Consider the following 25,890-nt stretch of genomic DNA (forward strand, 5'->3'; position numbering starts at 1 on the left):
ACCATCACACCCGGCGGCCGCTGCAGCCGCGGATCCGGAGGACACCGACCATGAGCACGACATCGACCCGCTGGGTCCGCCACACCACCCCGCTCACCGCGGAAACCCTGTCCGGGGTGGACGCGTGGTGGCGCGCGGCGAACTATCTGAGCATCGGGCAGATCTACCTGCAGGGCAACCCGCTGCTGCGCACGCCCCTCACCCGTGACGACATCAAGCCGCGGCTGCTGGGGCACTGGGGCACGACCCCGGGGCTGAACTTCCTCTACGCGCACCTGAACCGGGCGATCATCGACCGCGACCTGGACACCCTGTACGTCACGGGGCCAGGGCACGGCGGGCCGGGGATGGTTGCCAACGCCTATCTCGACGGCACTTACACGGAGCTGTTCCCCCAGATCGCTCAGAACGAGGACGGGCTGCGGGCGCTGTTCCGGCAGTTCTCCTTCCCCGGTGGCATCCCCTCGCACGCGTCCCCGGAGACGCCCGGGTCGATCAACGAGGGCGGGGAGCTCGGGTACTCCCTCGTGCACGCCTACGGCGCCGCGTTCGACAACCCGGGCCTGCTGGTCGCGTGCGTGATCGGCGATGGGGAGGCTGAGACCGGGCCGCTGGCCACGGCCTGGCACGGCAACAAGTTCCTCAACCCCGCCCACGACGGCGTCGTCCTGCCGATCCTGCACCTGAACGGTTACAAGATCGCCAACCCGACCGTGCTGTCCCGCATCCCCGAGGAGGAGCTGGTCGCGTTGCTGCGCGGCTACGGTCACGAGCCGTTCGTCGTCACCGTCGGCTTCGACGACGAGGACCCGCGGGAGTCTCACGCGCGGTTCGCGGGAGTGCTGGACACGGTGCTGGACCGCATCGCCGACATCAAGGGCCGCGCCGCGAACGGAACTTTGGAGGGGCGGCCAGTGTGGCCGGCGATCGTGTTGCGCAGCCCGAAAGGCTGGACCTGCCCGCCGGTCATCGACGGGCTCCCCGTGGAGGGCACCTGGCGCGCCCACCAGGTCCCGCTCGCCGAGGTCCGCGACAACCCGGAGCATCTGCGGATCCTCGAGGACTGGCTTCGCTCCTACCGTCCCGACGAACTCTTCGACGCCGCCGGCGCCCCGCTCCCGGCGACGGTCGCGGTCGCGCCAGACGGCGCGCGGCGGATGAGCGCGAACCCCGTCGGCAATGGCGGGCAGCTGAGCGTCCCGCTGCGCCTCGGTGACTTCCGCGCGTACGCCCACCTGGTTCACCCGGATAGGCGGGGCGCCACATCGGCGGAGGCGACTCGGGTGCTCGGAGAATGGCTTGCCGATGTGATCCGGGACAACCCGGACAACTTCCGCATCTTCGGACCCGACGAGACCGCCTCCAACCGGATCGCACCCGCCGTCTACGAAGCCACCGGCAAACAGTGGAACGCGGCCGTGCTCCCGGTAGACGAGCACCTCGCCCCGACCGGCCGCGTGATCGAGGTGCTCAGCGAGCATCAGTGCCAGGGCTGGCTCGAAGGCTACGTGCTGACCGGGCGACACGGGCTGTTCAACTGCTACGAGGCATTCACCCACATCGTCGACTCGATGTTCAACCAGCACGCCAAGTGGCTCGAAGCCGCCCGGCATGTGCCGTGGCGGGAGCCCATCCCGAGCTTCAACTACCTGCTGTCCAGTCACGTCTGGCGGCAGGACCACAACGGATTCAGCCACCAAGACCCCGGCTTCATCGACGTCGCGCTGAACAAGAGCCCCGACGTCGTGCGGGTCTACCTGCCGTTCGACGCGAACACCCTGCTGTCCACCTACGACCACTGCCTGCGTTCCACCGGGTACATCAACGTCGTCGTCGCCGGCAAGCAGCCCGCCCCGCAGTGGCTGACCATGGATGAGGCGATCGAGCACTGCACCCGCGGGCTCGGCATCCTGCCCTGGGCCGGCACCGAGACCGAAGGCACCGAGCCGGATGTCGTCCTCGCCGCTGCCGGAGACGTGCCCACCCTCGAGACCCTCGCCGCGGCCGCGCTGCTGCGCGAGCACATCCCGGAGCTGAGCGTGCGGGTCGTCAACGTCGTCGACCTGACCCGTCTGCAGTCCGAGGACCAGCACCCGCACGGACTGTCGGATAGGGAGTTCGACGCGATCTTCACTCCCGACAAGCCGGTGATCTTCGCCTACCACGGCTACCCGTGGCTGATCCACCGGCTCACGTACAAGCGCGCGGGGCACCAGAACCTGCACGTCCACGGCTTCGTGGAGAAGGGCACCACCACGACCCCGTTCGACATGGTCATGCTCAACGACCTGGACCGGTACCGGCTCGCGATCGACGTTCTGGACCACGTCCCAGGCCTGGCCGCACGTCGCGCCGAACTGCGTCAGGAGTTGCAGGACGCCCGGTTGCGCGCCCGCGCCCACACTCGCGAGCACGGCACCGACATCCCCGCCGTCGCCGACTGGCAATGGCCCCATCCCGGCACCACCGACCTCGCCATCGGGAAGGAACCCCAATGAACGACACCAAGACCGTGACGTTGCAGGTCAGCGGCATGATCCGCGCGACTTCGAAGAATGTCACCGAAGCCCACCTGGCCCGCCAGCCGGGTGTGATCAGCGTCGACGCGAACCCCGTCTCGCAGACCGCGACCGTCACCTACGATCCGCAGACCACCTCCGTCGCGTACCTGCAGCAGTGGGTCATCGAATGCGGGTACCACTGCGCCGGGCAGTCCGTGCCCGACCACATCTGCGACCCCACCCACGAGCCGCACGACCACGCGACCACGCAGGGGCACGACACGCATGTCGGCCACGGGGGCCACGAGGCGCGCACCGATCACGGCGGGCATCCCGAGCATGCTGGCCATGAACCGCACGACGGGCACGACGGGCATGAAGGCCATCAGGCAATCGCAGCGGACGGACACGATCACGTTGGTACCGCGGTCGCTGGCGAGCACGCCCACCCGGCGGCGGGCGCGGGTGATGAGCATGCTGGCCATCCGGCAACCGCCGCGGACGGGCACGATCACGGGACGGAGGCGTCCGGGCACAGTGCGCAGGAGATGATGGGCCACGGCGGGCACGGCGGGATGTCGATGGACGCGATGATCCGCGACATGCGCAACCGGTTCCTGGTCGCGCTGATCCTGTCGATCCCGATCACCCTGTGGTCGCCGATCGGCCGGGAGGTGATCGGGTTCGAGGTGCCGGCCCCGTTCGGGCTGCGCGATGACGTGTTCATGCTGATCCTGTCGCTGCCGGTGATCTTCTACTCGGCCTGGATCTTCTTCGACGGGGCCTACCGGGCCCTGCGCGCCCGCACACTGGACATGATGGTGCTGGTCGCGGTCGGCGTCGGCGCCGGTTGGATCTACAGCCTGATCATCACCCTCACCGGCGGCGGCGAGGTGTTCTACGAGGCCGCGACCGTGCTGGCCACCTTCGTGCTGCTCGGGCACTGGGTGGAGATGCGTGCCCGCGGTGGGGCGAACGACGCCATCCGCCGCCTACTGGAGCTCGCCCCGGCCCGCGCAGTCGTCATCCGCGGTGGCGAGGAGGTGGAGATCCCCACGTCCGAGGTGGTCCCTGGCGACCTGATGCTGATCCGCCCCGGGGCGAAGATCCCCACCGACGGCACGGTGGATGAAGGGGAGTCCGAGGTCGACGAGTCGATGGTCACTGGCGAGTCCATGCCGGTTGAGAAGGCGCCGGGCTCAGAGGTGATCGGCGCGACCGTGAACACCGTCGGCACGCTGCGAGTGCGGGCGACGAAGGTCGGCGCCGACACCGCGCTCGCGCAGATCGTCAAGCTCGTGCAGGAGGCGCAGAATTCCAAGGCACCCGGGCAGCGTCTTGCCGACCGGGCGGCGTTCTGGCTCGTCCTGGTCGCCCTGATCGGCGGCACCCTCACCTTCCTGGTCTGGTTCCTCGCCGGGATGGACGTGCCGATGGCGATCCTGTTCGCCATCACCGTCGTGGTCATCACCTGCCCCGACGCTCTCGGACTCGCGACCCCGACCGCGATCATGGTCGGCACCGGCCTGGGCGCCAAGCGCGGCGTGCTGTTCAAGAACGCCTCCGGGATCGAGACCGCCGCCCGCATCGACACAGTCGTGTTGGACAAGACCGGCACCCTCACCAAGGGCGAACCGGAGGTCACCGACTACCTCCCGGTCGGCACGGACGACCTGGAGCTGCTGTCCCTCGCTGCGGCGCTCGAGCGAGAGTCCGAGCACCCGCTGGCGAAAGCGATCGTGACCTATGCCGACGAGCGCGGCATCCCTCGGCGGACCGCGACGGCATTCCGCAACGTCACCGGGCAGGGGGCGATCGCGACCGTCAACGGGAAGCAGGTCGTCCTCGGCAACGCTCGGCTGATGGCGTCCGAGGGCATCGACACCAGCGCGGTCGCCGCGCAGCAGCAGGCCCTCGCCAACGGTGGTCGCACCGCGATCATGTTCGCTGTCGACGGGAAGATCGCCGGGGTCATCGCCCTTGCCGATGCCGCCCGTGACACCGCAAGAGCAGCGATCGACGCGCTGCATGAGCAGGGTATCGAGGTGGCGATGCTCACGGGCGACAACAAGCCCACCGCCGAACGGATCGCGTCGCTGCTGGGCATCGACACGGTCATCGCCGACGTGCTCCCCGAGGACAAGTCCGCGAAGATCGCCGAGCTGCAAAAGGCCGGCAAGAAGGTCGCGATGGTCGGCGACGGCGTCAACGACGCGCCCGCCCTCGCCCAGGCGGACCTCGGCATCGCGATCGGCGCTGGCACCGACGTCGCGATCGAGACCGCCGACGTCGTGCTGATGCGCTCCGACCCGCTGGACGTCGCAATCGCGCTGAAGATCGGCAAGGGAACGCTACGGAAGATGCGGCAGAACCTTGGCTGGGCCATCGGATACAACGCCATCGCGCTGCCCATCGCTGCCGGAGTGTTCTACCCGGCCTTCGGGATCATGCTCACCCCAGAGATCGCCGCCATCAGCATGTCCGGCTCCAGCGTCATCGTCGCAGTCAACGCGCTCCTTCTGAAGCGGCTGCGCCTGCCCGCCCCGGCCGATCCGGCAACCGCGAGCACTCCCACCACGGCCTCGGCGTCCGGCGGTGCGTCATGAACCCTCACGGTGCGTCACGATGAGGGCCGATCGGCGATCGCAGGCGCAGAGGACTCATCGTCTTGACACTGCCTACGACGCAGTCCTCTTCGACCTGGACGGCGTCGTGACGAACACCGCCGCCAGCCATGCCGCCGCGTGGAAGCAGCTCTTCGACGAGGTGCTGCGAGATTCGCGCGTCCACGTGGATGATCCGCAGAACACCTTCGACCCGGTGGCTGACTATCGGCGATACGTGGACGGGCGGAGCCGAGAGGACGGAGTGGCGAGATACCTCGCCGCCCGCGGCGTCAGGCTGGATGCCGGGCAATCCGACGACCCACCGTCGGCATGGACGATCGCCGGGATCGCCGCGCGCAAGAACGCACTCTTCCTTGCCGAGCTGCGCACGCGCGGACTGCGGGTCTATCCGGGCACGGCAGCGCTGCTGCGGCGCCTGCGGGACGCGGCCGTACCGGCCGGTCTGGTCACCGCGAGTCGAAACGCGCAGCAACTGCTGAACACAGCTGGTCTTACCGGCGCCTTCGACACGGTCGTGGACGGCCAAACCGCGCTCACGCATCACTTGCAGGGCAAGCCTTACCCCGACATGTTCGCCGAGGCAGCACGCCGCCTCGGCGTTCCTCCCGCTCGCATTGCGATCGTCGAGGACTCGGTCGCCGGCGTGGAAGCCGGCCAACGCGGCGGTTTCGGGCTCGTCGTCGGAATCGACCGCGCCGAACAGCGCGAGCAACTCGAAGCCGCGGGCGCCGACGTCGTGCTCAACGATGTCGGCGAGCTGGATCTGGGCCTCTCCACGACGGATCCCTGGCGGCTGGTCTACGAAGGCTTCGACCCCGCGCACGAGGGGCACCGGGAGACACTCACCGCGCTGGGCAACGGCTATCTGGTGACGCGAGGGGTACGTCCCGAGCACCACGACGACGGCATCCACTACCCGGGCACCTACCTCGCTGGCGTCTACAACCGACTGATGAGCACTATCCACGGCCGCGCTGTCGAAGAAGAACACCTCGTCAACACACCGAACTGGCTTCCGGTGGACCTCCGAATCGGAAACGGACCATGGCTTTCCTCCGGACAGGCGCCGACGCTCAGCGAACGACGCGAGCTCGACCTCCGACGCGGGCTCGCCACACGCCGCGCCGTCCTTGCCGGCCCGGACGGGCATCAGCTCTTCCTCGTGCAGAGGTCCTTCATCTCCATGGACGACCCTCACCTGGCCGTCCTGGAGACCACGATCAGTGCACCCGACTGGAACGGCACGCTCACCCTGCGAGCAGGAGTCGACGCGGGGGTACGCAACTCCAACGTGGCCGCCTATATCGGTTCGGACACCACACACCTCGCCCCGCCGGCGTTCCGCCACGCCGACGACATCACCGTGTGCGAGACACACACCCGGCAGAGCCGGATCCGTATCGTCACCGCCGTCCGCACGCGTCTGACCGGTGCCGCCGCCGTGACGGAACACCTCACCGAAACGGCCTCGCAGGCAACGCGAGAGTTCCGCGTCGAGCTGGAACGGGGCCGAGCGGTCACTCTCACCAAGACCGCGGCGATCTTCACCTCCCACGACCGAGCCATCAGCGAACCGAGTGCCGCCGCACTCGACCTGTTCGAGAGGCGCGGCCAGGATGTCGCAGGGCTCCTCGAACGGCACGAGGCGGAATGGCGACGCCTCTGGCACCTGTTCGCGGTGACGCTGGACGCCGATACGCACAGTCAACTCGTACTGAATCTGCACGTCCTGCACCTGCTGCAGACCGTGTCCACTCACACCACCGCGCTCGACGCAGGGGTGCCCGCACGCGGCCTGCACGGTGAGGGGTATCGAGGTCACGTCTTCTGGGACGAGGTCTTCGTGCTGCCCATCCTCGACACCCGCGCCCCGCAAGTGAGCCGGTCGCTGATCGAGTACCGGTGGCGGCGCCTGAACGAAGCTCGCACAGCCGCGACGGCCGCCGGCCTGGGCGGGGCGCTGTTTCCCTGGCAGAGCGGCAGCGACGGCCGCGAGGAGACGCCCACCGCGCTCTACAACCCGCGTTCCGGCAGATGGATGCCGGACAACTCACGTCGCCAGCGTCACGTCGGGCTCGCCATCGCCCACAACGCCTGGCAGCACTATCAGGCCACCGGCGATCTCGACTGGCTCGCCGAGCGCGGCGCCGAGCTCATCATCGAGGTGACCCGCCTGTTCGCCTCCCTCGCCGAACACGACCCGACCACGGACAGATTCCACATCGCCGGAGTGATGGGTCCCGACGAGTTCCACGATGGCCCGCCGGACGCTCCCGGCACCGGGCTGCGCGACAACACCTACACCAATGTCCTGGCCTCTTGGGTCGCCCAGCGGGCCGGCGACACGCTGGGAGTCCTGGCCGGCTACCGAGCCGACGGCCTGTGCGACCGGCTCAACGTCACCGACGACGAGATCGCGCTCTGGGCGCGCCTGAGCAGACGGCTCACCGTCGGGTTCCACGCCGATGGGATCCTCACCCAGTTCGACGGTTATGAGGACCTGGAGGAGCTGGACTGGGGTCACTACCGCGACGAGTACGGGAACATCGGCCGACTCGATCTCATCCTCGAATCCGAGAACGACAGCACCAATCGGTACAAGCTCGCCAAGCAGCCCGACGTCGTCATGCTCGTCTACCTTCTCGGCCGTCACGGGCTCCGTAAGCAGCTCGCCGCCCTCGGCTACCCGTTCTCCGAGGCCGACCTGGTCCGCACCGTCAACTACTACCTGACCCGAACCGCCAACGGTTCTACGCTCAGCCGCGTCGTGAACGCCTCTGTCCTGGCCGGCATCGACCCTGCACGCTCGTGGATCGCGTTCCGCGAAGCCCTGATCGCCGACCTCGACGACTCCCAAGGCGGCACGACTCGCGAAGGGATCCACCTGGGTGCGATGGCCGGCACGGTAGATCTGCCCGTCCGCTCCTTCGCCGGCATGACCGTCGGCGACGACGAGCTGACCTTCGCGCCGCAACTCCCTCCACACCTGACCCGAGTCGCGTTCCAGGTCAGATATCGCGACCATCTCCTCGACGTGACTCTCGGCCGAAGCGGTCTAGAACTGCACGCCCACCCGACCACGGCCCCAGTCATCCGGCTGCGCGTCGGCAGCGACGGCGGCCAGCTCTCCGCCGGCGAAACGAAGGTGTTCGCCGTCCGCTCAGCTGATGCCAGGACACGCTCCGTCTCCAAGGAGTCTCGATGAGCACGCACCGGCGCCGATACCGGCGGATCGCATCGGTTCTGGAGAGGCATGGCCTCGGCCTGGCCACCGGCCTGATCGGTGCCGGCGCGGGCGCGGTCACCTCCCTCGGCGGCTATCTGCTATGGACCACGCGGCGGCGACGATGACGACCGCGCCCCCCGCACCCTCTCAGAAAGGCACGCTCATGAACCCCATCCGAGTCGGCGTCAACGGCTATGGTGTCATCGGCAAGCGCGTCGCTGACGCGATCCTCCTGCAACCGGACATGCGCCTGATCGGCGTCGCGGACATCGCCACCGACTGGCGCATCAAGTCCGCCGCGAACCGATTGCCCGTGTTCGCCTCCACCGCTGAGGTGCGGCAGGGTATGCACGACGCGGGTGTGACCGTCCGCGGGAGCCTCGACGAGCTGCTCACGCAGTGCGACGTGATCGTCGACACCACCCCCAAGCATGTCGCGGCCCGCAACCTGGAGCGCTACCGCGGGGCTGGGGTGAAAGCGGTGCTGCAGGGTGGCGAATCCCACGCCACCACTGGGCATTCGTTCGTCGCCCAAGCCAATTACGCCACCGCCCTCGGCCGCGACAGCACCCGGGTGGTGTCCTGCAATACGACCAGCATCGTCCGCGTCCTCGGCGCCTTGGACACGGCGGGGCTGCTTCAGCGCGCCCGCGGAGTGCTCATCCGCCGCGCCACCGACCCGTGGGAGTCGCACCTGGGTGGCATCATGAACACGATGGTCCCGGAGCCGACCATCCCCTCCCACCAAGGTCCCGACGCGCAGACCGTTCTCCCGGGCCTGGATGTCGTCACCATCGCAGCCAAGGGCGCCCACACCCAGACGCACACCCACTTCTGGACACTGCAACTATCCCGGGAGGCCGCCCGGGATGAGGTGCTGGACGCCCTCCGTGCCGCGCCCCGCATAGCCTTCATCCGCATGTCCGACGGCTTGATCGCCCTCAATTCCACCATCGAGCTGATGCGCGACCTCGGCCGGCCCCGAGGGGACATGTGGGAAGTCGCCATATGGGAAGACCTGGTCACCGTCACCGGCAACGAAGCGTACCTCGCCTACCAGGTCTACAACGAGGCCATCGTCGTGCCCGAGACCATCGACGCGATCCGCGCCCTCTCCGGCACCGTCACCGATGCCGAGACCTCGATCCGCCTTACTGACAAGAGCCTTGGCATGCGCCAGGACTTTCTCACCCGTCCGGAGGACTCCGACCATGACCGATGACCAGCATCCGCACCCCGGTCAGGAACCAGGTGTCGCTGCGCCGCGGCGACGGATGCCCCTGTCTGCCTGGGCCATCATCGGCCTGGCCGTCGTCGGAATCGTCATCTACCTGTTCATCGACCACTTGCCGCACGTGCTCGCGGCCCTCCCATATGTGGCGATCATTGGCATGGCAGCGATGCACATCTTCGGCCACGGCCACCACGGCGGCAGCCATCACACCAATCACGACCACGCAGGCGGTGCTCGCCAGGATGGCGCCGCCGTCGACGGTGAGACCAGCAATGGCCCCCGCGATCCGTCATGACCGTCGCCCACCCGTGGCTGCGTGCCACCCCAGTCGGACATCCTCGGCCCTGGCGGATGCTGTGGATCACGGCAGCCTGGGGTTCCTGTTTCGTCGGCATCACCATCGCCCTTGAGGACGCGCCGGTGCTGTGGCTCGCGGCACTGCGGGCCCTCATCGCTGGTGCCGCCCTCGCGTTGCTCATCGGCATCCAACGGGTGCCGATCCCGCGCGACCCGCGGACCTGGGCGCTCGTTGTCTGCCTCGGAGCGGTGAACATCGCCGTGGTGTTCGCGACGATGTTCGGCGCTGCTACCGGACTGTCTACCGGAATCGTGTCGGTGCTCGCCAACGCTCAGCCGATCCTCATCCTTCTGCCCGCGTGGTGGATCTATCGCGAACGCCCCACCCCCGTCGCCATCGTCGCCATCGCCCTCGGCTTCGCCGGGCTGCTCGTGATCGTGTTGCCGGTAGGGCTTGGCAGTGGGGCGTGGATCGCGTTGACCTCGGCGGCCGCTACGACTGCCGGCACCCTCATCGGGCGGATCGTGCAGGCGGACCCGCGATTCGTGGCCGCCGCGCAACTGCTCATCGGAGGGGCTCTCCTCGCTGGCACCGCCGCTTTCGCGGAAGGACCCCCGAGGATCTACTGGAGCATCCCGTTCCTTCTCGCCCTCCTGTTCCTGTCGCTGGTCGGGACCGCCGCGACGACAGTCGCGTGGTTCACCGAAACCCGACGTGCCCGTCTTGACATCCTCGCTGCGTGGACCCTGCTCGTGCCGGTGTTCGGAGTGCTCCTGTCCCTGGTGGTCCTGCGGGAAGACCCCGGTCTGTGGGGCTGGATCGGCATTGTCATCGTGCTGATCTCGATGGCCTTGCTCGCAGCGGGATCCCGGTGCCGATCCTCCGCGGCGGGAATCGCGGCAGTAGCTACCGTCCCACGAACCGCCGAACACGCAACGCCCGACTCGGACGGACGAGACGAAAGTCACCGCCACCCCATGCGACCCGAGAGGAAACACCGATGACTGTGCCATCAGACCCGCGTACCCGCTTCCTGCTCACACGACGAGCGTTCCTCGGCGTTAGCGTCGGCACCCTCGCGACCATTGCGCTGGCCTCCTGCGCTCCCGCTGCGAACTGGGTGCAGCCCGACGGCGCCCCCGTGCGGGAGGCCGAACGCCGCCGCGGAGGCACCGGCAAGGTCACCACCGCGACATTGACCGCCGCACCCAGTGCGCTTGACCTCGCCGGGACCACCGCAGCCACCTGGGCGTTCGGTTCGATCCCGGCCCCCGTGATCCGTCTCGGCGCTGGAGACACACTGAAAGCGACCGTGCGCAACCAGCTGGACACCGACACCTCCGTGCACTGGCACGGGCTCGCACTGCGCAACGACATGGACGGCGTACCGCCAGTCACCCAGCAGCCCATTCGGCCCGACGAGAGCTTCGACTATGAGTTCATCGCCTCCGACCCTGGAACCTACTGGTTCCACCCCCACGTCGGGGTGCAGCTGGACCGCGGCCTCTACGGAGCACTGATCGTCGAGGATCCTGCCGAGGCCGGAGATTACGACGACGAATGGGTCATCATCCTCGACGACTGGCTCGACGGCGTTACCGCCACTCCCGACGAGGTCCTCGCCGAGTTGAGCCGGGGGATGGGAACGATGACAGGCGACATGTTCATGCGCATGGGCAACACGCTCATGGGCGCCACGTCCGACCTACTCGGCGGCGACGCCGGTGACGTCTACTACCCGACCTACCTCATCAACGGGAAACCGGCTGGGGACCCCGCCCAGTTCACTGCCTCGCCTGGTCAGCGGATTCGGCTTCGGATCATCAACGCCGGTAGCGACACCGCATTCCGCGTCGTAGTCGGCGGACACACGCTCACGATCACTCACACGGATGGGTTTCCCGTCACTCCGAGCGAAGTCGACAGCATCCTCATCGGCATGGGAGAGCGATACGACGCGGTCATCACCCTTGCAGATGGCGTCTTCCCCCTGATCGCGCAAGCCGAAGGCAAACGCGACCGCGGTTTCGCGCTCGTCCGCACCGGCGACGGCTCGGTGCCTGCAGTCGACGTAAGCGTCCCGGAACTGGACAGCGACCGCGTCGGTACCGCAGACCTACTCAGGGCAGCCGGTGAGGTAACGCTGCCGACAAGAGGGCCCGATCGACAGGTCTCCATCGCGCTCACCGGAAGCATGGCCGCCTACGACTGGGGCGTCGACGGCCGCCGCTTCGACATGAGCGACCCGCTCCGAGGCGCACATGAGATCCGGCAGGGGGAGCGTGTCCGGCTCACGATCGACAACCAGACGACGATGTGGCATCCCTTCCATCTGCACGGTCACACCTACCAGCATCAAGACGGCGGCCCCCGGAAGGACACCTCGATCATCCTGCCGCAACAGACCCTCACCGTCGACTTCGACGCCGACAACCCCGGCCTCTGGGTCGCCCACTGCCACAACATCTACCACGCAGAAACCGGCATGACCACGGTGATCGGCTATCGGGCGTGACTACGGACCCGGTCACGACAGTGAACAGGTAACAGCGCCGTCGACCGGACGGGGGCCGTGGGTCAATGCGGTGTGACCGCATCGTCACACGACGCGGCTTGATTGTCGGTCAGCCTGGCCGCGCCGCAGCCGCTGACGGCACCGCAGAAGCGGTCGTCCGTCCCGTCCGAAAACCTGTCCGTTTACCGCCCGTAGCCGTCCGTAAACGTCCAGAGGTAGACTGAGCCCCAGACGGCGACTGCCGCCTGGGGCTCAGTAAATTGCTGGCCTCTGAGACCGGGAGTGCGGTCCCAAAACCCCTCGGAATCAGACCCCGAAGTACAGCTCGTACTCGAAGGGGTGAGGACGGGCGTTCATCGGCTGGATCTCGTTCTCGAACTTGTAGTCGATCCAGGTCTCGATGAGCTCGGGCGTGAACACGTTGCCACGCAGCAGGAACTCGTGGTCGGCGCGCAGCGCGTCGAGCGAGTCGAGCAGCGAGTTCGGCACCTGCGGGATGAGCTTGGCCTCCTCGGGGGGCAGCTCGTACAGGTCCTTGTCGACCGGCTCGTGCGGCTCGATGCGGTTGATGATGCCGTCGAGGCCGGCCATCATCTGCGCGGCGAACGCGAGGTACGGGTTGCCCGATGCGTCGGGCGCCCGGAACTCGATGCGCTTGGCCTTCGGGTTGGTTCCGGTGATCGGGATACGAATGGCCGCCGAGCGGTTACCGGCCGAGTAGACCAGGTTGACGGGAGCTTCGTAGCCCTTGACCAGACGCTTGTACGAGTTGAGCGTCGGGTTGGTGAAGGCGAGCACCGCGGGGGCGTGTGCGAGCAGACCACCGATGTACCACCGGGCGATGTCCGACAGTCCACCGTAGCCGGCCTCGTCGTAGAAGAGGGGCTTGCCATCGAGCCACAGCGACTGGTGGGTGTGCATACCCGAGCCGTTGTCGCCGAACAGCGGCTTGGGCATGAAGGTCGCGACCTTGCCCCACTCGTGCGTCGTGTTCTTGACGATGTACTTGAACTTCAGGATGTCGTCTGCCGCGTGCACCATCGTGTCGAAGCGGTAGTTGATCTCCTGCTGGCCACCGGTACCGACTTCATGGTGCGAGCGCTCGAGCACGAAGCCGGACTCGATCAGCTTCAGCGTGATGTCATCACGCAGGTCGGCGGTCTTGTCGACCGGCGAGACGGGGAAGTAGCCGCCCTTGTAGGGAGTCTTGTTGGCGAGGTTGCCGCCGTCCTCCTCGCGGCCGGTGTTCCACGCGCCCTCAGACGAGTCGACGGAGTAGAAGCTCGTGTTCTGCTTCACTTCGTAGCGCACGTCATCGAAGATGTAGAACTCAGCCTCGGGTGCGAAGAATGCGGTGTCTGCGATGCCGGTCGAGGCGAGGAACTTCTCTGCCTTCTTGGCAACCTGACGCGGGTCCTTGTGGTAAATCTCGCCCGTACGGGGGTTGTAGATGTCGAAGATCATGATCAGCGTCTTGGCCTCGCGGAACGGGTCAAGGTACGCCGTCGTGACATCCGGGATGAGCTGCATGTCCGACTCGTGGATGTTCGCGAAACCGCGGATCGAGGATCCGTCGAACAGCTGGCCGACGGTGAAGAAGTCCTCGTCGACGGTGGATGCCGGAATGTTGAAGTGCTGCTGCACACCGGGAAGATCCGTGAAACGGATGTCGAGGAACTTGACGTCCTCGTCCTTGATGAACTTCAGCACCTCAGATGAATCTTTGAACATGAAGACTCCAGAGGTAGGGCGTGGTGATACCCGTGTCGGGTTTCCCAAAACGGTAGTCGGCAGGGATTGCCCTGCCGTGTCCCTATTGTTTCGGGCATGTTACGAGCCTGTCGAATCGGCTCGCCCAGATAGGCTCTTCCGGTGACCTCAGTTGCCCAGGACTACCCCGGTAAACGCCTCGGACTTCCGGAGTCTGGGCCCGGATCGATCGGTCGCCTCGGCCGTCGAGTCGGTGCGTTGTGCGTCGACTACGGTGCGGCGTATCTCATCTCGGGGTTCTTCGGGTGGGACGCACTCGCCATTCTCGGCATCTTTGCGCTCATTCAGATCGCCTTCTTGCCGACGCTGCAGGGCAGCCCCGGACATCGGATCTTCGGGTTGACGCTCCAGCGCGTGGAGGGGGGCTGGGTGGGTCTGTGGCGACCGGTGCTGCGCACCCTGTTGCTGATCGTGGTGATCCCGGCTGTCATCTGGGATGCCGATCAGCGCGGGTTACACGACAAGGCGGCGGGCACAGTCCTGCTTCGCAGCCGCTGACCGCGCTGCCAGGACTCAGCGGGGGCGCGGTGCCCGAACCTTGGTGGGATCGATGCCCTTAGGAATCGGCAGCGACGTCAACGTCTGGGAAACCGAGTCGACTCGCTTGATGACGGCAGCCATCGTTGCGCGGTCGATCTTCTTCGGCAACTTCTTGATCCGTGTCGCGAGCTGTGAGATCGGCACGTCCTCGTCGCCGTGCCCGACGTAGATCACTGTCAGCGGTACACCGGATGCCACCCGCTGAACTTTCTGGCGCTCGTCGTTGACCAGCCGGGTCAGACGCCCGCGTGAGCCCTCACCGATGATGACGACGCCACCGCGGCCGATGACACGGTAAACCGCTTCCTGGGTCTTCGGATTAACGCCGACGGGGTTCTCGTTCGCCTGCCACGAGCGGCCGAGCGATGTGGAGATCACGTGGCCGGTGGCGCCGGGTACGCCGTCGATGCGCTTGTACATGGCGCGTGTCGACAGCCGGGTCGTCAGGGTCAGACCCATCAGGACACCGAAGAGAAGACCGGTGACACCCCAGAGAATGATGCTCCAGACAGCGACCGGGGGAATGAGGAACCCGATGCCAACACCGAGGGCGGCACCGGCGAGCACGACGCCGACGAGCAGCCAGGGGAGACCTCGGTAGGTCTGCTGGGTGAACGTGTACAGGGTACGAAGCTGGGAGAAGAAGCCTGGCCTTTTCTCGGGTGAGGACGCGCGTGCTGCCATCCCTCCAGCGTACCCGGCACGGACGCGCTGCATGAGTAGCGGCCTCGTCCAGCCGCATCCGCGCGAGCTCCTCCCCAGGCTGCGATCGGGCTTGCGGGTCCCCGCATCGGCGACGGGCTTATTGCGCGGGTGATGTTGCTACTCAGGCTGGGGACATGAGTGATGCAATGCCCGGGTGGGCGGATGATCCGTTCCTGATCGCGTTCACCCCGCTGCGTCGTGTCACGACAAGAGAGTCACCCTACGCGGGAACGCTCGTGCGCAGCCCGGCAGGTGTCCACCTGCTGATCGATCCTGAACAGGTGCCTGCCGGGGAGCTGTTCTGGACGCCACAGGATGACACGCACGTGCTCCGGGCACTCGACGTCGTGCACATGGGCGCCTCGCGCTCTGAAGCCGCAGTCGGTGCGCTGGTCGAAGCGTGCCGGGAGCCCCTCGAAACGTATCTCGAGACTCGTGAGAGCCGGCGGTCGCCTCTCACGGAACCGGAGTGTGCCACCATCATGATCAGCCTGTTGCGCGGGGCGTACGAGCTGCGTGCTGCAGCTGGGAAGGATCTCGGCGGAGCATGGTGGCTGTCCGGCTCCGCCAGGCCCGTCTTCGCGCTCGGGCCCGGCGCGGAACCCGCTCGGGAGAGCGCATGCCGCATCCTGAACCGACTTCCGCTCGATGATGCGCGGGGTGGCTCCGTCCGGGATGCCATCGTGGCTGTCTTGCGAGCCGATGACCACCGCGCAGGTGGCTTCGATGCCTGTGAGCGAGCCGTGTTCGAGTGGGTCGAGCCCGGGCCGCTTCGTCCGTCGTCCGAAGCCCCGGCCACTGTGCGGCTGGTTCCGAGCCCGGCTGTGGTTGAGGCCCACCTGCGGGCCGAGTCGCGGGTCGTGCCGCCTGATGAGCCTGGTGCCTTCGATCGGCTCGTGCGCGGTGGCGATGGCGGATGGCATGAGACTCTCGCGGACGTGGCTGCCTCTGCCCGTGGCGCTCTGCGTTCATTTCGACGTGGCCCGAGAGCGGGGCGCCCTGTCGGGCGGGGTCGGCTGGTCATTGGTGCAGTTGCCGTAGGCGTGGTCCTGGCTATTGCTGTCACGGTCCTGGCGCCTGATGCGCGCAGTGCGCCAGCAGAAAGTGCACCGACCGGAGATGCCATCTCGCCGGATACCGGCGAAACTGCCTCGTCCAGCTCCCGACTCGAGGCGGACGCGCCTGATCTGCCTCGCGTGGCGGGCGTCATTCTCGACGCCATGTCGACGTGTGCCGGGGATGCCGCCTGCGTGGGGACGGTTGCCGAGCGTGGGGATGTGGCATTCGCTACCGGCGCCGCCGCCGCTCCTGCTGCTCTTCGGACCCTTCATCTGGTCGATGAGTACGGGGATGTCGCGGTCGTTCGCGCCGAGGCCGACGGCTTTCCGCCGCAGCTCGTTGTGATTGCACGTCACGACGACAGATGGCTGCTGCGTGAGGTTCTCGACCTCACGCAGCAGCCATCTGCGTAGCGCTGGTACGTTCTTGCCGGCTCGACGCCGATCCCGTCAGATGCCGAGATCGCCGGCGAAGTCTGCCTCTTCGAGGCGCGCCTTCACGGCACCGAGGAAGCGGGCCGCATCCGCACCGTCAATGATCCGGTGGTCGTACGACAGGGCGAGGTAGACATACGAGCGAACGGAGATCGCATCCTTTCCGTCAACCTGCACGACGCCGGGTCGCTTGACGACAGTGCCGGTGCCGAGGATCGCGGACTGCGGCAGGAAAACGACCGGCGTGTCAAACAGCGCGCCACGGGAGCCGGTGTTGGTCAGCGTGAACGTGCCGCCGGCGAGCTCGTCGGGCTTGAGCTTGTTGTCCCGCGTCCGGGCCGCGAGATCGGCGATCTCGTGAGCGATCTGGGCGAGGTTCTTCGTTGCTGCATCGCGCAGGACGGGAGTCAGCAGGCCCCGCTCGGTGTCGACCGCGATCGAGAGGTTCTCGGTTGCCGGGTAGACAATCGAACCCTCGTCGACGGTGGCGTTGATGACGGGGTACGCCTGCAGAGCCTCGGCGGCTGCCAGCGCGAAGAAGGGCAGGAACGAGAGCTTATCGCCCGTCTTCTTCTGGAAGTCGCCCTTCACCGCATCGCGGAATGCCGCAACCTTGGTGATGTCGACCTCAACCACGGTGGTGAGCTGAGCCGTCGACTGCATTGACGCGACAGCGCGCTCTGAGAGAACCTTGCGCAGCCGCGACATCGGCTGCGTGGTCCCACGGAGCTCAGAAACCTCCCGGGCAGCACGCTTGGGCGCATCAGTTGCGGCTGCGGGCGTCGCTGCCGGCTCGGCAGCTGCAAGGACGTCCTCCTTGCGGATCCGTCCGCCGACGCCGCTTCCCTTGACCGTCGAGAGGTCGACGCCCTTCTCCTGCGCGAGCTTACGAACGAGCGGGGTCACATACGTCTTGCCGTCGCCGTCGGACTCGGGCGCCGCTTCGTCGGCGGCTGCCTCGGTCACTTCGGACGAAGTCACGGGAGTTTCTGCCGTCTGGCTCGGCGCTGCGGGCTTCTCGGGCTCAGCCGCGGGCTTCTCGGCAGCGGGCTCCGGCGTCGGCTCAGGAGCAGGTGCGGGCTCTGGGGCGGACTGCTGCGCGGCACCGTCACCGATTCGGGCGAGCGTCGCGCCGACCGAAACCGTCTCGTCTTCTTGCACGAGAATCTCCTGCAGCGTTCCCGCGACAGGGGAGGGGATCTCGGTGTCGACCTTGTCGGTGGAGATCTCCAGCAGCGGCTCGTCGACCTCGACGGTGTCGCCAACGGCCTTCAGCCACCGGGTCACCGTGCCTTCGGTCACGCTTTCACCGAGCTCGGGTAGGACGACGTCCTTGCCCTCGCCGGACGGAGCGGCCTGCGCTGCGGGAGCGGGTGCAGGTGCGGGCTCTTCGGCCGGGGCGGGCTCGGGCTCGGGAGCCGACTCCTGCGGCGCCTGCTCGGCCGGAGCCTCCTCGGCGGGAACGTCCGACGAGGGTGCGGATGAGCCGTCACCGATCTTCGCCAGGATCGCGCCGACCTCGACGGTCTCGTCCTCGTCAACGAGGATCTCCTCGATCACGCCGGAAACGGGGGAGGGGATCTCGGTGTCGACCTTGTCGGTCGAGATCTCGAGAAGCCCTTCATCGGCCTGAACTGTGTCTCCCACTTTCTTGAGCCAGCGGGTCACCGTTCCCTCCGTAACACTCTCGCCGAGTGCGGGGAGGACCACGGAAGTGCTCATGAGTTTGTCTCCTTCAGGATGCCGATGTCGTTTCCAGCTTAGTGATTCTGCGGGGGCGGTCGTCAGATCGCATGTAGTGGCTTGCCCGAGAGCAGCAAGAGCGCTTCGCCGAGCGCCTCGCTCTGTGTCGGATGAGCGTGAATGAGGGGGGCGACGTCTTCAGGATGCGCGTCCCAGCCCACGAGCAACTGTCCTTCGGTGATGAGCTCGCCGACGCGATCGCCGACGAGGTGCACACCCAGGACCGGGCCTTCGCGCCGCCGCACGACCCGCGCGAATCCGGTGGTTCCCAAGATCTCGCTCTTGGCATTGGCAGCCAGCGGAATCTCCGCGACTTGAACGGCATCCTCACCGAACCGTTCGACCGCCGCCGCTGTCGTGAGCCCAACGGAAGCTACCTCCGGACTCGAATACGCGACGCGCGGCACGGAGTTGTCGTCGAGCGGGGCGACGGACAGCCCGGCGATCCGCTCCGCCACAGCGATGCCATGAGCGAAGCCGCGATGGGCAAGTTGTGGCCCCCGAACGATGTCACCCACAGCCCAGACGTGCGGTGCGGTCGTGCGCAGCTCGGCATCCGTCACGACGAACCCGGCAGCGAGTTCAACGCCAGCTTCCTCGAAGCCGAGGTCAGCGGTAGCCGGAACCCGGCCCGCCGCGACCAGAACGTAGTCTGCGGTGCGGGTCGAGCCATCCGACAGGGTCACCGTGACGTGGTCGTCGCTCGCGTCCACACCGGTGCACGAAACCCCAAAGGTCGTCGTGATCCCGCGCTTGCGGAACGCCCGGAGCAGCGCCGCACTGCTGGCTTCGTCTTCTGAGGGAAGCAGGCGGGCGAGCGGCTCGATGATCGTCACCTCTGCGCCGAACGAGCGCCAGATGCTGGCGAACTCGACCCCGATGACGCCGCCGCCGAGGATGATGACGGATGACGGTACCTCGTCGAGCTCGAGCGCGGTGTCGCTGCTTAACACCCGCCCGCCGAGAGGCACATCGGCAAGCTCGCGGGTGCGCCCGCCGGTGGCAAGGATGATGTCGGATGCCGACAGGGTGCGGCCTCCCACCCGAACCCGCAAACCGGGTTCGAGATAGCCGTCGCCGGCCACGGTGACGACACCGCGCGCGGCGAGAAGTCCGGTGAGACCTGCGTGCTTCTTGCTGACGATCTTGCGACGGTAGTCGTGGACCGCGGCCATATCGATGGCGTCAAGGCTCGCGCTCACGCCGTGGTGGGCAGCGTTCCGCACGACATCGGCGACTTCTCCGGAGTGCAGCAGCGCTTTCGTGGGGACGCAACCGCGGTGAAGGCACGTCCCGCCCACCTGGTCTCGCTCGACCAGAGCAACCGTTCGTCCGAGTTCCCGGGCGCGCAACGCTGCCGCGTAGCCTCCGGAGCCGCCTCCGAGTACAACGATGTCGAAGGCGTCCTCGCTCATCGGCCGGCCTCGCTGATCACGAACTCGATGAGGCTCCGGGTCGTCGCTGCGGTCGGACCCTTGTCTGTAAACCCGAAGGGGGCACCCTTGTTCATGCCCACACCGGCGATGTCGAGATGAACCCACGGGATCCGAACTCCGCTGCCGTCGGCGTCGTCGCGTGTTCCGACGAAATGACGAAGGAACAGACCCGCGAAGAGGGATCCTCCCGCGGGGTCACCGACCTTTGCATTGCGAAGATCCGCGATCGGAGAGTCGAGTTCATCGACCATGTGGTCGGGAAGGGGCATCTGCCAGGCGAGCTCGTTGACACGATCCGCTGCCGCAAGGTAGCGGGCGACGGCCTCGTCGTCGCCCATGACGCCTGCGTGCCGCGTTCCCAACGCTGTGGTGATCGCACCAGTGAGGGTTGCCACATCGACGATGACGTCGGGGTGCTCACGGCTCGCCGCGACAAGCCCGTCGGCAAGGACCAGCCGGCCCTCGGCATCCGTGTTCAGTACCTCGACCGTCGTGCCATCGGCGATGCGAAGGACATCGCCCGGGCGTGTCGCCGTCCCCGAGGGCATGTTCTCGGCCAGACACAGCCACGCTGACACGCGCACGGGAGCACCGATCTCAGCGACCGCGCGAAGCACAGCAAGGACCGTTGCCGCGCCGCACATGTCGTACTTCATGTCGACCATTCCGGCGGCGGGCTTGAGCGAGAGCCCACCGGAGTCGAACGTGATGCCCTTGCCGACCAGAGCCACGTGACGCGTCGCGCCGTCCGGCGCATACTCGGCGCGAACGAGGCGTGGGGGGCGTACCGAGCCGCGACCGACACCGAGGATGCCACCGAACCCGCCGGTTGCCAGATCGGTTTCGTCCCACACCTGGACTGTTGCCGGGAGGTCTGTCAGCAGGTCGCTGGTCGCCTCCGCCATGTCGGCGGGGCCGAGGGCGTCGGCGGGGGTGGTCACGAGGTCCTTCACGAGCGCGACTGCTTCGACCACGGCGCGGACTCGTGCTGCATCCGCGGGCGGAACCGCTGCCGCAGCATGAACGACGACACGGCTGGCGCGGGGCTTCGGCGGTTCCTTCTTGAAGCTCGCGAAGCTGTAGCCGCCGAGACCTGCGCCCTCGGCGGCTGCGAGCGCCGCGTCTGCCGTCTCGTGGAAGGGCAGAGCCACGGCGACAGCGGCGAACCCGGTCAGAGTGCGGCATCCGACACCGACGGCGTTACGAACGGATGCCGCGTCCCGACCCGCACCGCTGCCGACGACGGCAACGGGCTGCGCGAACAGCTGCGGAACCGCCACCCGGGCATGCGATCCCGCCGCGCCTGTGAACCCGATCGACTCCAGGCTCTCGCGCAGTCCGGGAAGGGATTCCCACTCGTCGTCAGCGGTTGCGGAAACAAGGGGGATCACCATCACCACCGCGTCTGCGTCGTGTTCGGTAACCGGGGCTTCGCTGAATTCGACGACAGGACTGGCCATGCATTCATCCTAGGTCGGGGCATGTTCGCTCTGAGCGGCACGCGTCGGGGCGGCCACTGCGACCACGCGCCTAGCATGGAGGCATGACCTTGTCGGTACCCGTTTATCACCGCGTCGCCAGCGCCCCACCGGTGCCCGCGGGTCTGCCGCTCGTGATCGCGCTCACCGGTTTCACCGACGCCGGATCCGCCGTGAGTCGGGTCGTCACCTACCTGAGGGAGGATCTGGAGCCGACGCCCATTGCGGTTTTCGAGAACGACATCCTTCTCGACTACCGCGCGCGTCGCCCGGTCATCTCTTTCGAGCACGACCACCTCACTGACTATCGGCCTCCCCGGCTGGAGCTCTCGCTCGTTCACGACGCCTTGGGGCAGCCGTTCATCACGCTCACGGGGTACGAGCCGGATTTCGCCTGGGACTCGTTCACAGCAGCGGTCCTCGAGCTGGCCGCTGAACTTGACGTGGCGAGCGTGACGTGGGTACACGCCATTCCGATGCCTGTCCCTCACACACGTCCGCTGGGAACGACAGTGAGCGGGACCCGGACCGAGCTCACGGCGGCGCATTCGGTATGGCAGCCAGAGACACAGGTTCCCGCGACCGTCGGCCACCTCCTCGAGTACCGCTTTGCCGAGACCGCGGCGGATGTTGCGGGCTTCGTGCTTCTGGTGCCGCACTACCTCGCAGATACGCAATATCCTGCAGCGGCTCTCGCCGCGCTCGACAGCGTCACGGTCGCCACGGGATTGGTCTTCGCCGGTGACGAACTTCGGGAAGAGAACCGCGAGTATCTCGAGAAAGTGCAGGAGCAGGTTGGCGGAAGCGACGAACTGCAGCGGATGATCGAGACCCTCGAAGAGCGTTATGACGCGTACATGGCGGGGGCGACGAACGCCACGCCGATCATCCACACCGGTGACCTGCCGACCGCGGACGAGATTGCCGCCGAACTGGAGCGGTATCTGGCCACCCGGCCCGCGGGCGACGACGACAAGGCTTGAGCGTCACCTGTGCCGGGGGAATACGCAACGCGTCACACTCGTTGTTGCTGATATCCGTTAGCGACGGCCGGGGGAGTGGGCCAGGAATCGCGGACGGAGTATGAGACAATGGTGGTTCGACCCATTGTCACCCGTGGCCGTCACAGGCCGCGGGACTTGACAAGGGTCTTACTAGCGTCCGAAACCAACAGCGCGGCAATCAGATCGCCGTGCGCTGAGAGGCGAAACGTGACCGCAAGCACGACACCCACCCGTACGCGCGCCAAGAAGGCCGACGCGGACGCGCTGGCTACTGAGATCGAGAGCGACGACGAGGTCGCCACGACTGCTGCCAGCAAGCGTCCCGCAGCCAAGAAGCGTAGCGGCGCGACGGGCGCGAAGGCCAGCGCGAAGAAGACATCCACGAAGAGCGCGGATGACGACGCCGACGACATCGACGAGGACGAAGAACTCGACGAGGCTGATGTGGACGGCGTCGACGAGGGAGCCGACGACGAGTCGTCTGACTCGGAATCATCGGATGACGCACCCGACTCGCCGGCCGCGAAGGACGCGTCTGACGACGATGACGTTGACGACGACGAAACACCCAGCAAGCCCGTCTTCACCGAGCCGCTCCCCAGTGGCGCCATCGTCATCAGCTCGAGCGACGAGGATGACGTCCCGATCTACTCGACGCAGATCACCGGTGCGACAGCTGACCCGGTCAAGGATTACCTGAAGCAGATCGGTAAGGTTCCGCTGCTGAACGCGGCCGAAGAGGTCGAGCTCGCTATGCGGATCGAGGCGGGTCTGTTCGCCGAAGAGAAACTGTCGAACATGACGCCTGCAGAGAAGTCCAGCCAGCTCGGCCTGGACCTGCAGTGGATCGCCCGCGACGGTCAGCGTGCCAAGAGCCACCTGCTCGGAGCTAACCTGCGCCTGGTTGTCTCGCTTGCGAAGCGTTACACGGGTCGCGGGATGCAGTTCCTCGACCTCATCCAGGAGGGAAACCTCGGTCTCATCCGTGCCGTCGAGAAGTTCGACTACACGAAGGGCTTCAAGTTCTCGACCTACGCGACGTGGTGGATTCGTCAGGCGATCACCCGAGCGATGGCAGATCAGGCGCGCACCATCCGTATCCCGGTGCACATGGTCGAGGTCATCAACAAGCTCGCCCGCGTCCAGCGGCAGATGCTGCAGGATCTCGGTCGCGAACCCACCCCCGAAGAGCTCAGCCGCGAACTGGACATGACGCCCGAGAAGGTCATCGAGGTCCAGAAGTATGGCCGCGAGCCGATCTCGCTGCACACACCGCTTGGTGAGGATGGCGACAGCGAGTTCGGTGACCTCATCGAAGACACCGAGGCTGTCGTTCCGGCTGACGCTGTCGGTTTCACGATGCTGCAGCGTCAGCTCGAGTCTCTGCTTGACTCGCTGTCCGAGCGGGAAGCCGGCGTCATCCGCATGCGTTTCGGACTCGGTGACGGTCAGCCCAAGACGCTCGACCAGATCGGCGACACGTTCGGTGTGACCCGTGAACGGATCCGCCAGATCGAGTCGAAGACGATGGCCAAGCTTCGCCACCCGTCGCGGTCGCAATCGCTGCGGGACTATCTGGAATGACCGGCGTCGCCAACGAGGGGAAGTCGCTCGACGTCGAGATCGACGGCGCGAGCTACCGGCGGATCCCGATCCGCACGCGCGTTGTGATGCCCGGTGATGACCTGGATGACATCATCCGCGAATACGCCCTCGAGCACGCCATCACCGGCGACACGCTGTTCGTCACCGAGAAGATCGTCGCGATCACCCAGGGGCGCTCGTACGCGGTGTCGGAGATTCAGCCGCGCAAGCTGGCCCTGTTTCTGTCGCGGTACGTGACGCGTACTCCGTATGGGATCGGCCTCGGAATGCCCGAGACCATGGAGATGGCGCTGCGCGAGTGCGGCACGCCGCGCATCCTTTTCGCTGCGGCGGTCTCGGCCGTGACGAAGGCCTTCGGCCGCTCGGGCGACTTCTACCGGATCGCCGGCGACCGCGCCCGTGCGATCGACGGCCCGACCAGTGGGACCATCCCGCCGTACAACAGCGCCGTCGTGCTGGGGCCCGAACGTCCCCGGGAGGTAGCTCAGCACCTCAAGACGTTGCTGGCCCCCGGCGTCGAGGTTGCGGTGGTGGACATCAACGACCTCGGTGGGAACATTCTCGGGTCGACGCTCTCGAAGACTGACGAGAAGACGCTTCTCGCCGTGCTTCGCGACAATCCGCTCGGCCAGGGTCACCAGTCAACGCCGCTCGGCATCGTGCGCGCGGTCTAGCGCTCCTCAGAAACCGATAGCTGCACGGTACTTGGGCTTGTGGCCGGTGCGGATGCCGGTCACGCTGGGCTTGTTCTCGTAGACCCCTGCCGCCCAGTTCCCCTCGACGAGGACCGGGCCTTGGGGAGTCACCACGACGTCCCACCCCACATAGCGCACTGTCGGAACGACACGTGCCACCTCATCGATGAAGACCCTGACGTCGTCGAGCATCGGCAGGGTGAACTCGGAAATGCGGCGCCCGGTATCGGGATGAAACTCGTGCACGTTGCCGTGCGAGTCGTAGCCGGGGCCCACAGCCCGGCCGTCGTCGTCGAGCATCGAATAGAAGCCGCCGAAGCTCATCTGGTCGCTGACTTCTCCCCGGCCGAACTTCTGCGCCATGGCGAGGATGTGTGTGCGTTCGCCGTCGAAGAAGGTCGTGACCCGGGTCGTATTGACCGTGCCCGGGCAGAAGGCGGCAAGATCAGGATGCTGGGTGATCACCTCTTCGGCGAGGAGTTCCCCGCGCTCCAGCAGACCGGTGTGGAACGCCGACCAATCGGTGACGGCATCCGCTCGATAACGGTGGACGCCGGATCCTGCCTGCCCGACCGGCTCCTTGACGATGACGGTGCCGTGGCGCTCGACGAAATCGCGCAACTCGTGCGCGTTATCGGCCGTGACCGTCATCCATTCGCGGTGGAGGAAGGGTGCAAACGTGCTGTTGAACGCGATCTTGTTGTGAAACTGGGCTCGGTACCGCGGGTCGTCGTAGCGCTGTGACAGCTCGTTCGAGACGGGATGCGTCATGTATGTGGCGCGCTCGGCACGGCTCAGAATCGCGAAGTCGTAATCAACGTAATCCTGGAATCCCACCTGACGCACGCCAGCCGACCAGAGCATGTCGGCGAGCACGGCAGGAGTCCAGCGACCGTGCTCTCGCGATGTCTCGCGCGCTCGCTGCCACAGCGAACCGACGTCGATCCGGAGTGCCCGCGCGGCGCGATAGTGCATCCGCGTCCGCGGATCGAGCGATGCCATTCAGATGGTACGGGGCGA

The 25,890-nt window shown here is 66.8% G+C and carries 19 protein-coding genes; 13 read left to right on the top strand and 6 right to left on the bottom strand.

What is annotated here, in order from left to right:
• Positions 1–50: 50 nt before the first annotated feature.
• From ACQVDU_RS03695 to ACQVDU_RS03730, 8 genes are read left to right on the top strand one after another with little or no spacing between them, the layout of a single operon-like run.
• Positions 51–2,498, top strand: a complete 2,448-nt coding sequence (locus ACQVDU_RS03695; protein ID WP_443476265.1) for a phosphoketolase family protein — start codon at positions 51–53, stop codon at positions 2,496–2,498.
• Positions 2,495–5,107, top strand: coding sequence for a heavy metal translocating P-type ATPase (locus ACQVDU_RS03700; protein WP_300591204.1), 2,613 nt, complete (start codon positions 2,495–2,497; stop codon positions 5,105–5,107). The genes ACQVDU_RS03695 and ACQVDU_RS03700 overlap by 4 nt, the downstream gene beginning before the upstream one ends.
• Positions 5,108–5,126: 19 nt before the next feature.
• Positions 5,127–8,333, top strand: a complete 3,207-nt coding sequence (locus ACQVDU_RS03705) for an HAD-IA family hydrolase (RefSeq protein WP_443476266.1) — start codon at positions 5,127–5,129, stop codon at positions 8,331–8,333.
• On the top strand, positions 8,330–8,479 hold the full coding sequence (locus ACQVDU_RS03710; protein WP_292711006.1) for a hypothetical protein: 150 nt from the start codon (positions 8,330–8,332) through the stop codon (positions 8,477–8,479). The genes ACQVDU_RS03705 and ACQVDU_RS03710 overlap by 4 nt, the downstream gene beginning before the upstream one ends.
• 38 nt (positions 8,480–8,517) lie before the next feature.
• Positions 8,518–9,576, top strand: coding sequence for a type II glyceraldehyde-3-phosphate dehydrogenase (locus ACQVDU_RS03715; protein ID WP_443476267.1), 1,059 nt, complete (start codon positions 8,518–8,520; stop codon positions 9,574–9,576).
• Complete coding sequence (locus tag ACQVDU_RS03720; RefSeq protein WP_292711011.1) at positions 9,566–9,883, top strand: DUF2933 domain-containing protein; 318 nt, start codon at positions 9,566–9,568, stop codon at positions 9,881–9,883. Before ACQVDU_RS03715 ends, ACQVDU_RS03720 begins: the two co-directional genes overlap by 11 nt.
• Positions 9,880–10,890, top strand: coding sequence for a DMT family transporter (locus tag ACQVDU_RS03725; RefSeq protein ID WP_292711014.1), 1,011 nt, complete (start codon positions 9,880–9,882; stop codon positions 10,888–10,890). The genes ACQVDU_RS03720 and ACQVDU_RS03725 overlap by 4 nt, the downstream gene beginning before the upstream one ends.
• On the top strand, positions 10,887–12,401 hold the full coding sequence (locus ACQVDU_RS03730) for a multicopper oxidase family protein (protein WP_292711017.1): 1,515 nt from the start codon (positions 10,887–10,889) through the stop codon (positions 12,399–12,401). The genes ACQVDU_RS03725 and ACQVDU_RS03730 overlap by 4 nt, the downstream gene beginning before the upstream one ends.
• A gap of 306 nt (positions 12,402–12,707) precedes the next feature.
• Here the strand turns inward: ACQVDU_RS03730 and glnA are convergent, their stop codons facing one another.
• On the bottom strand, positions 12,708–14,132 hold the full coding sequence (gene glnA, locus ACQVDU_RS03735; RefSeq protein ID WP_300592357.1) for a type I glutamate--ammonia ligase: 1,425 nt from the start codon (positions 14,130–14,132) through the stop codon (positions 12,708–12,710).
• Between the two features lie 141 nt (positions 14,133–14,273).
• Between glnA and ACQVDU_RS03740 the strand changes: the two genes are divergently transcribed.
• Positions 14,274–14,669 carry an RDD family protein gene (locus ACQVDU_RS03740; RefSeq protein WP_300592360.1) on the top strand — a complete coding sequence of 132 codons (396 nt, stop codon included), beginning with the start codon at positions 14,274–14,276 and terminating at the stop codon, positions 14,667–14,669.
• A gap of 15 nt (positions 14,670–14,684) precedes the next feature.
• Here the strand turns inward: ACQVDU_RS03740 and ACQVDU_RS03745 are convergent, their stop codons facing one another.
• Positions 14,685–15,395: a DUF4191 domain-containing protein gene (locus ACQVDU_RS03745; RefSeq protein ID WP_300592363.1), complete on the bottom strand. Its 711-nt coding sequence runs from the start codon at positions 15,393–15,395 to the stop codon at positions 14,685–14,687.
• Positions 15,396–15,550: 155 nt separating this feature from the next.
• Between ACQVDU_RS03745 and ACQVDU_RS03750 the strand changes: the two genes are divergently transcribed.
• Entirely contained in the window at positions 15,551–16,888 is a 1,338-nt protein-coding gene (locus ACQVDU_RS03750; RefSeq protein ID WP_363494977.1) for a hypothetical protein, read from the top strand.
• A 36-nt stretch (positions 16,889–16,924) separates the two neighbouring features.
• On the opposite strand, the gene sucB is transcribed toward ACQVDU_RS03750, so the two are convergent.
• From sucB to ACQVDU_RS03765, 3 genes are all read right to left on the bottom strand, one after another.
• On the bottom strand, positions 16,925–18,631 hold the full coding sequence (gene sucB, locus ACQVDU_RS03755) for a 2-oxoglutarate dehydrogenase, E2 component, dihydrolipoamide succinyltransferase (RefSeq protein ID WP_300592369.1): 1,707 nt from the start codon (positions 18,629–18,631) through the stop codon (positions 16,925–16,927).
• 62 nt (positions 18,632–18,693) lie between these two features.
• Positions 18,694–20,067: a dihydrolipoyl dehydrogenase gene (gene lpdA, locus ACQVDU_RS03760; RefSeq protein WP_300592371.1), complete on the bottom strand. Its 1,374-nt coding sequence runs from the start codon at positions 20,065–20,067 to the stop codon at positions 18,694–18,696.
• A complete protein-coding gene (locus ACQVDU_RS03765) occupies positions 20,064–21,548 on the bottom strand; it encodes a leucyl aminopeptidase (RefSeq protein WP_300592374.1) in 1,485 nt (494 codons plus the stop codon). Before ACQVDU_RS03765 ends, lpdA begins: the two co-directional genes overlap by 4 nt.
• Before the next feature lie 83 nt (positions 21,549–21,631).
• Between ACQVDU_RS03765 and ACQVDU_RS03770 the strand changes: the two genes are divergently transcribed.
• The 3 genes from ACQVDU_RS03770 (at position 21,632) to ACQVDU_RS03780 (ending at position 24,849) form a co-directional block, all read left to right on the top strand.
• Positions 21,632–22,549 carry a proteasome assembly chaperone family protein gene (locus ACQVDU_RS03770; protein ID WP_300592377.1) on the top strand — a complete coding sequence of 306 codons (918 nt, stop codon included), beginning with the start codon at positions 21,632–21,634 and terminating at the stop codon, positions 22,547–22,549.
• A 228-nt stretch (positions 22,550–22,777) separates the two neighbouring features.
• The gene (locus tag ACQVDU_RS03775) at positions 22,778–24,154 is read left to right on the top strand and encodes an RNA polymerase sigma factor (RefSeq protein ID WP_300592380.1); all 1,377 of its coding nucleotides are present in this window, start codon (positions 22,778–22,780) and stop codon (positions 24,152–24,154) included.
• Positions 24,151–24,849, top strand: coding sequence for a coenzyme F420-0:L-glutamate ligase (locus ACQVDU_RS03780; RefSeq protein ID WP_300592383.1), 699 nt, complete (start codon positions 24,151–24,153; stop codon positions 24,847–24,849). Before ACQVDU_RS03775 ends, ACQVDU_RS03780 begins: the two co-directional genes overlap by 4 nt.
• A gap of 6 nt (positions 24,850–24,855) precedes the next feature.
• Here the strand turns inward: ACQVDU_RS03780 and ACQVDU_RS03785 are convergent, their stop codons facing one another.
• Positions 24,856–25,872 carry a sugar-transfer associated ATP-grasp domain-containing protein gene (locus ACQVDU_RS03785; protein ID WP_300592386.1) on the bottom strand — a complete coding sequence of 339 codons (1,017 nt, stop codon included), beginning with the start codon at positions 25,870–25,872 and terminating at the stop codon, positions 24,856–24,858.
• Positions 25,873–25,890 lie beyond the last annotated feature (18 nt).

This window comes from Microbacterium sp. F2, from assembly GCF_052274505.1.
Lineage (GTDB): Bacteria > Actinomycetota > Actinomycetes > Actinomycetales > Microbacteriaceae > Microbacterium.

What these genes read in the sequence shown, in the direction of transcription:
- ACQVDU_RS03695 (WP_443476265.1), top strand. Translation starts at nt 51, where the DNA reads ATGAGCACGACATCGACCCGCTGGGTCCGCCACACCACCCCGCTCACC.
- ACQVDU_RS03700 (WP_300591204.1), top strand. Translation starts at nt 2,495, where the DNA reads ATGAACGACACCAAGACCGTGACGTTGCAGGTCAGCGGCATGATCCGC.
- ACQVDU_RS03705 (WP_443476266.1), top strand. Translation starts at nt 5,127, where the DNA reads ATGAGGGCCGATCGGCGATCGCAGGCGCAGAGGACTCATCGTCTTGAC.
- ACQVDU_RS03710 (WP_292711006.1), top strand. Translation starts at nt 8,330, where the DNA reads ATGAGCACGCACCGGCGCCGATACCGGCGGATCGCATCGGTTCTGGAG.
- ACQVDU_RS03715 (WP_443476267.1), top strand. Translation starts at nt 8,518, where the DNA reads ATGAACCCCATCCGAGTCGGCGTCAACGGCTATGGTGTCATCGGCAAG.
- ACQVDU_RS03720 (WP_292711011.1), top strand. Translation starts at nt 9,566, where the DNA reads ATGACCGATGACCAGCATCCGCACCCCGGTCAGGAACCAGGTGTCGCT.
- ACQVDU_RS03725 (WP_292711014.1), top strand. Translation starts at nt 9,880, where the DNA reads ATGACCGTCGCCCACCCGTGGCTGCGTGCCACCCCAGTCGGACATCCT.
- ACQVDU_RS03730 (WP_292711017.1), top strand. Translation starts at nt 10,887, where the DNA reads ATGACTGTGCCATCAGACCCGCGTACCCGCTTCCTGCTCACACGACGA.
- glnA (WP_300592357.1), bottom strand. Translation starts at nt 14,132, where the DNA reads ATGTTCAAAGATTCATCTGAGGTGCTGAAGTTCATCAAGGACGAGGAC.
- ACQVDU_RS03745 (WP_300592363.1), bottom strand. Translation starts at nt 15,395, where the DNA reads ATGGCAGCACGCGCGTCCTCACCCGAGAAAAGGCCAGGCTTCTTCTCC.
- ACQVDU_RS03750 (WP_363494977.1), top strand. Translation starts at nt 15,551, where the DNA reads ATGAGTGATGCAATGCCCGGGTGGGCGGATGATCCGTTCCTGATCGCG.
- sucB (WP_300592369.1), bottom strand. Translation starts at nt 18,631, where the DNA reads ATGAGCACTTCCGTGGTCCTCCCCGCACTCGGCGAGAGTGTTACGGAG.
- lpdA (WP_300592371.1), bottom strand. Translation starts at nt 20,067, where the DNA reads ATGAGCGAGGACGCCTTCGACATCGTTGTACTCGGAGGCGGCTCCGGA.
- ACQVDU_RS03765 (WP_300592374.1), bottom strand. Translation starts at nt 21,548, where the DNA reads ATGGCCAGTCCTGTCGTCGAATTCAGCGAAGCCCCGGTTACCGAACAC.
- ACQVDU_RS03770 (WP_300592377.1), top strand. Translation starts at nt 21,632, where the DNA reads ATGACCTTGTCGGTACCCGTTTATCACCGCGTCGCCAGCGCCCCACCG.
- ACQVDU_RS03780 (WP_300592383.1), top strand. Translation starts at nt 24,151, where the DNA reads ATGACCGGCGTCGCCAACGAGGGGAAGTCGCTCGACGTCGAGATCGAC.
- ACQVDU_RS03785 (WP_300592386.1), bottom strand. Translation starts at nt 25,872, where the DNA reads ATGGCATCGCTCGATCCGCGGACGCGGATGCACTATCGCGCCGCGCGG.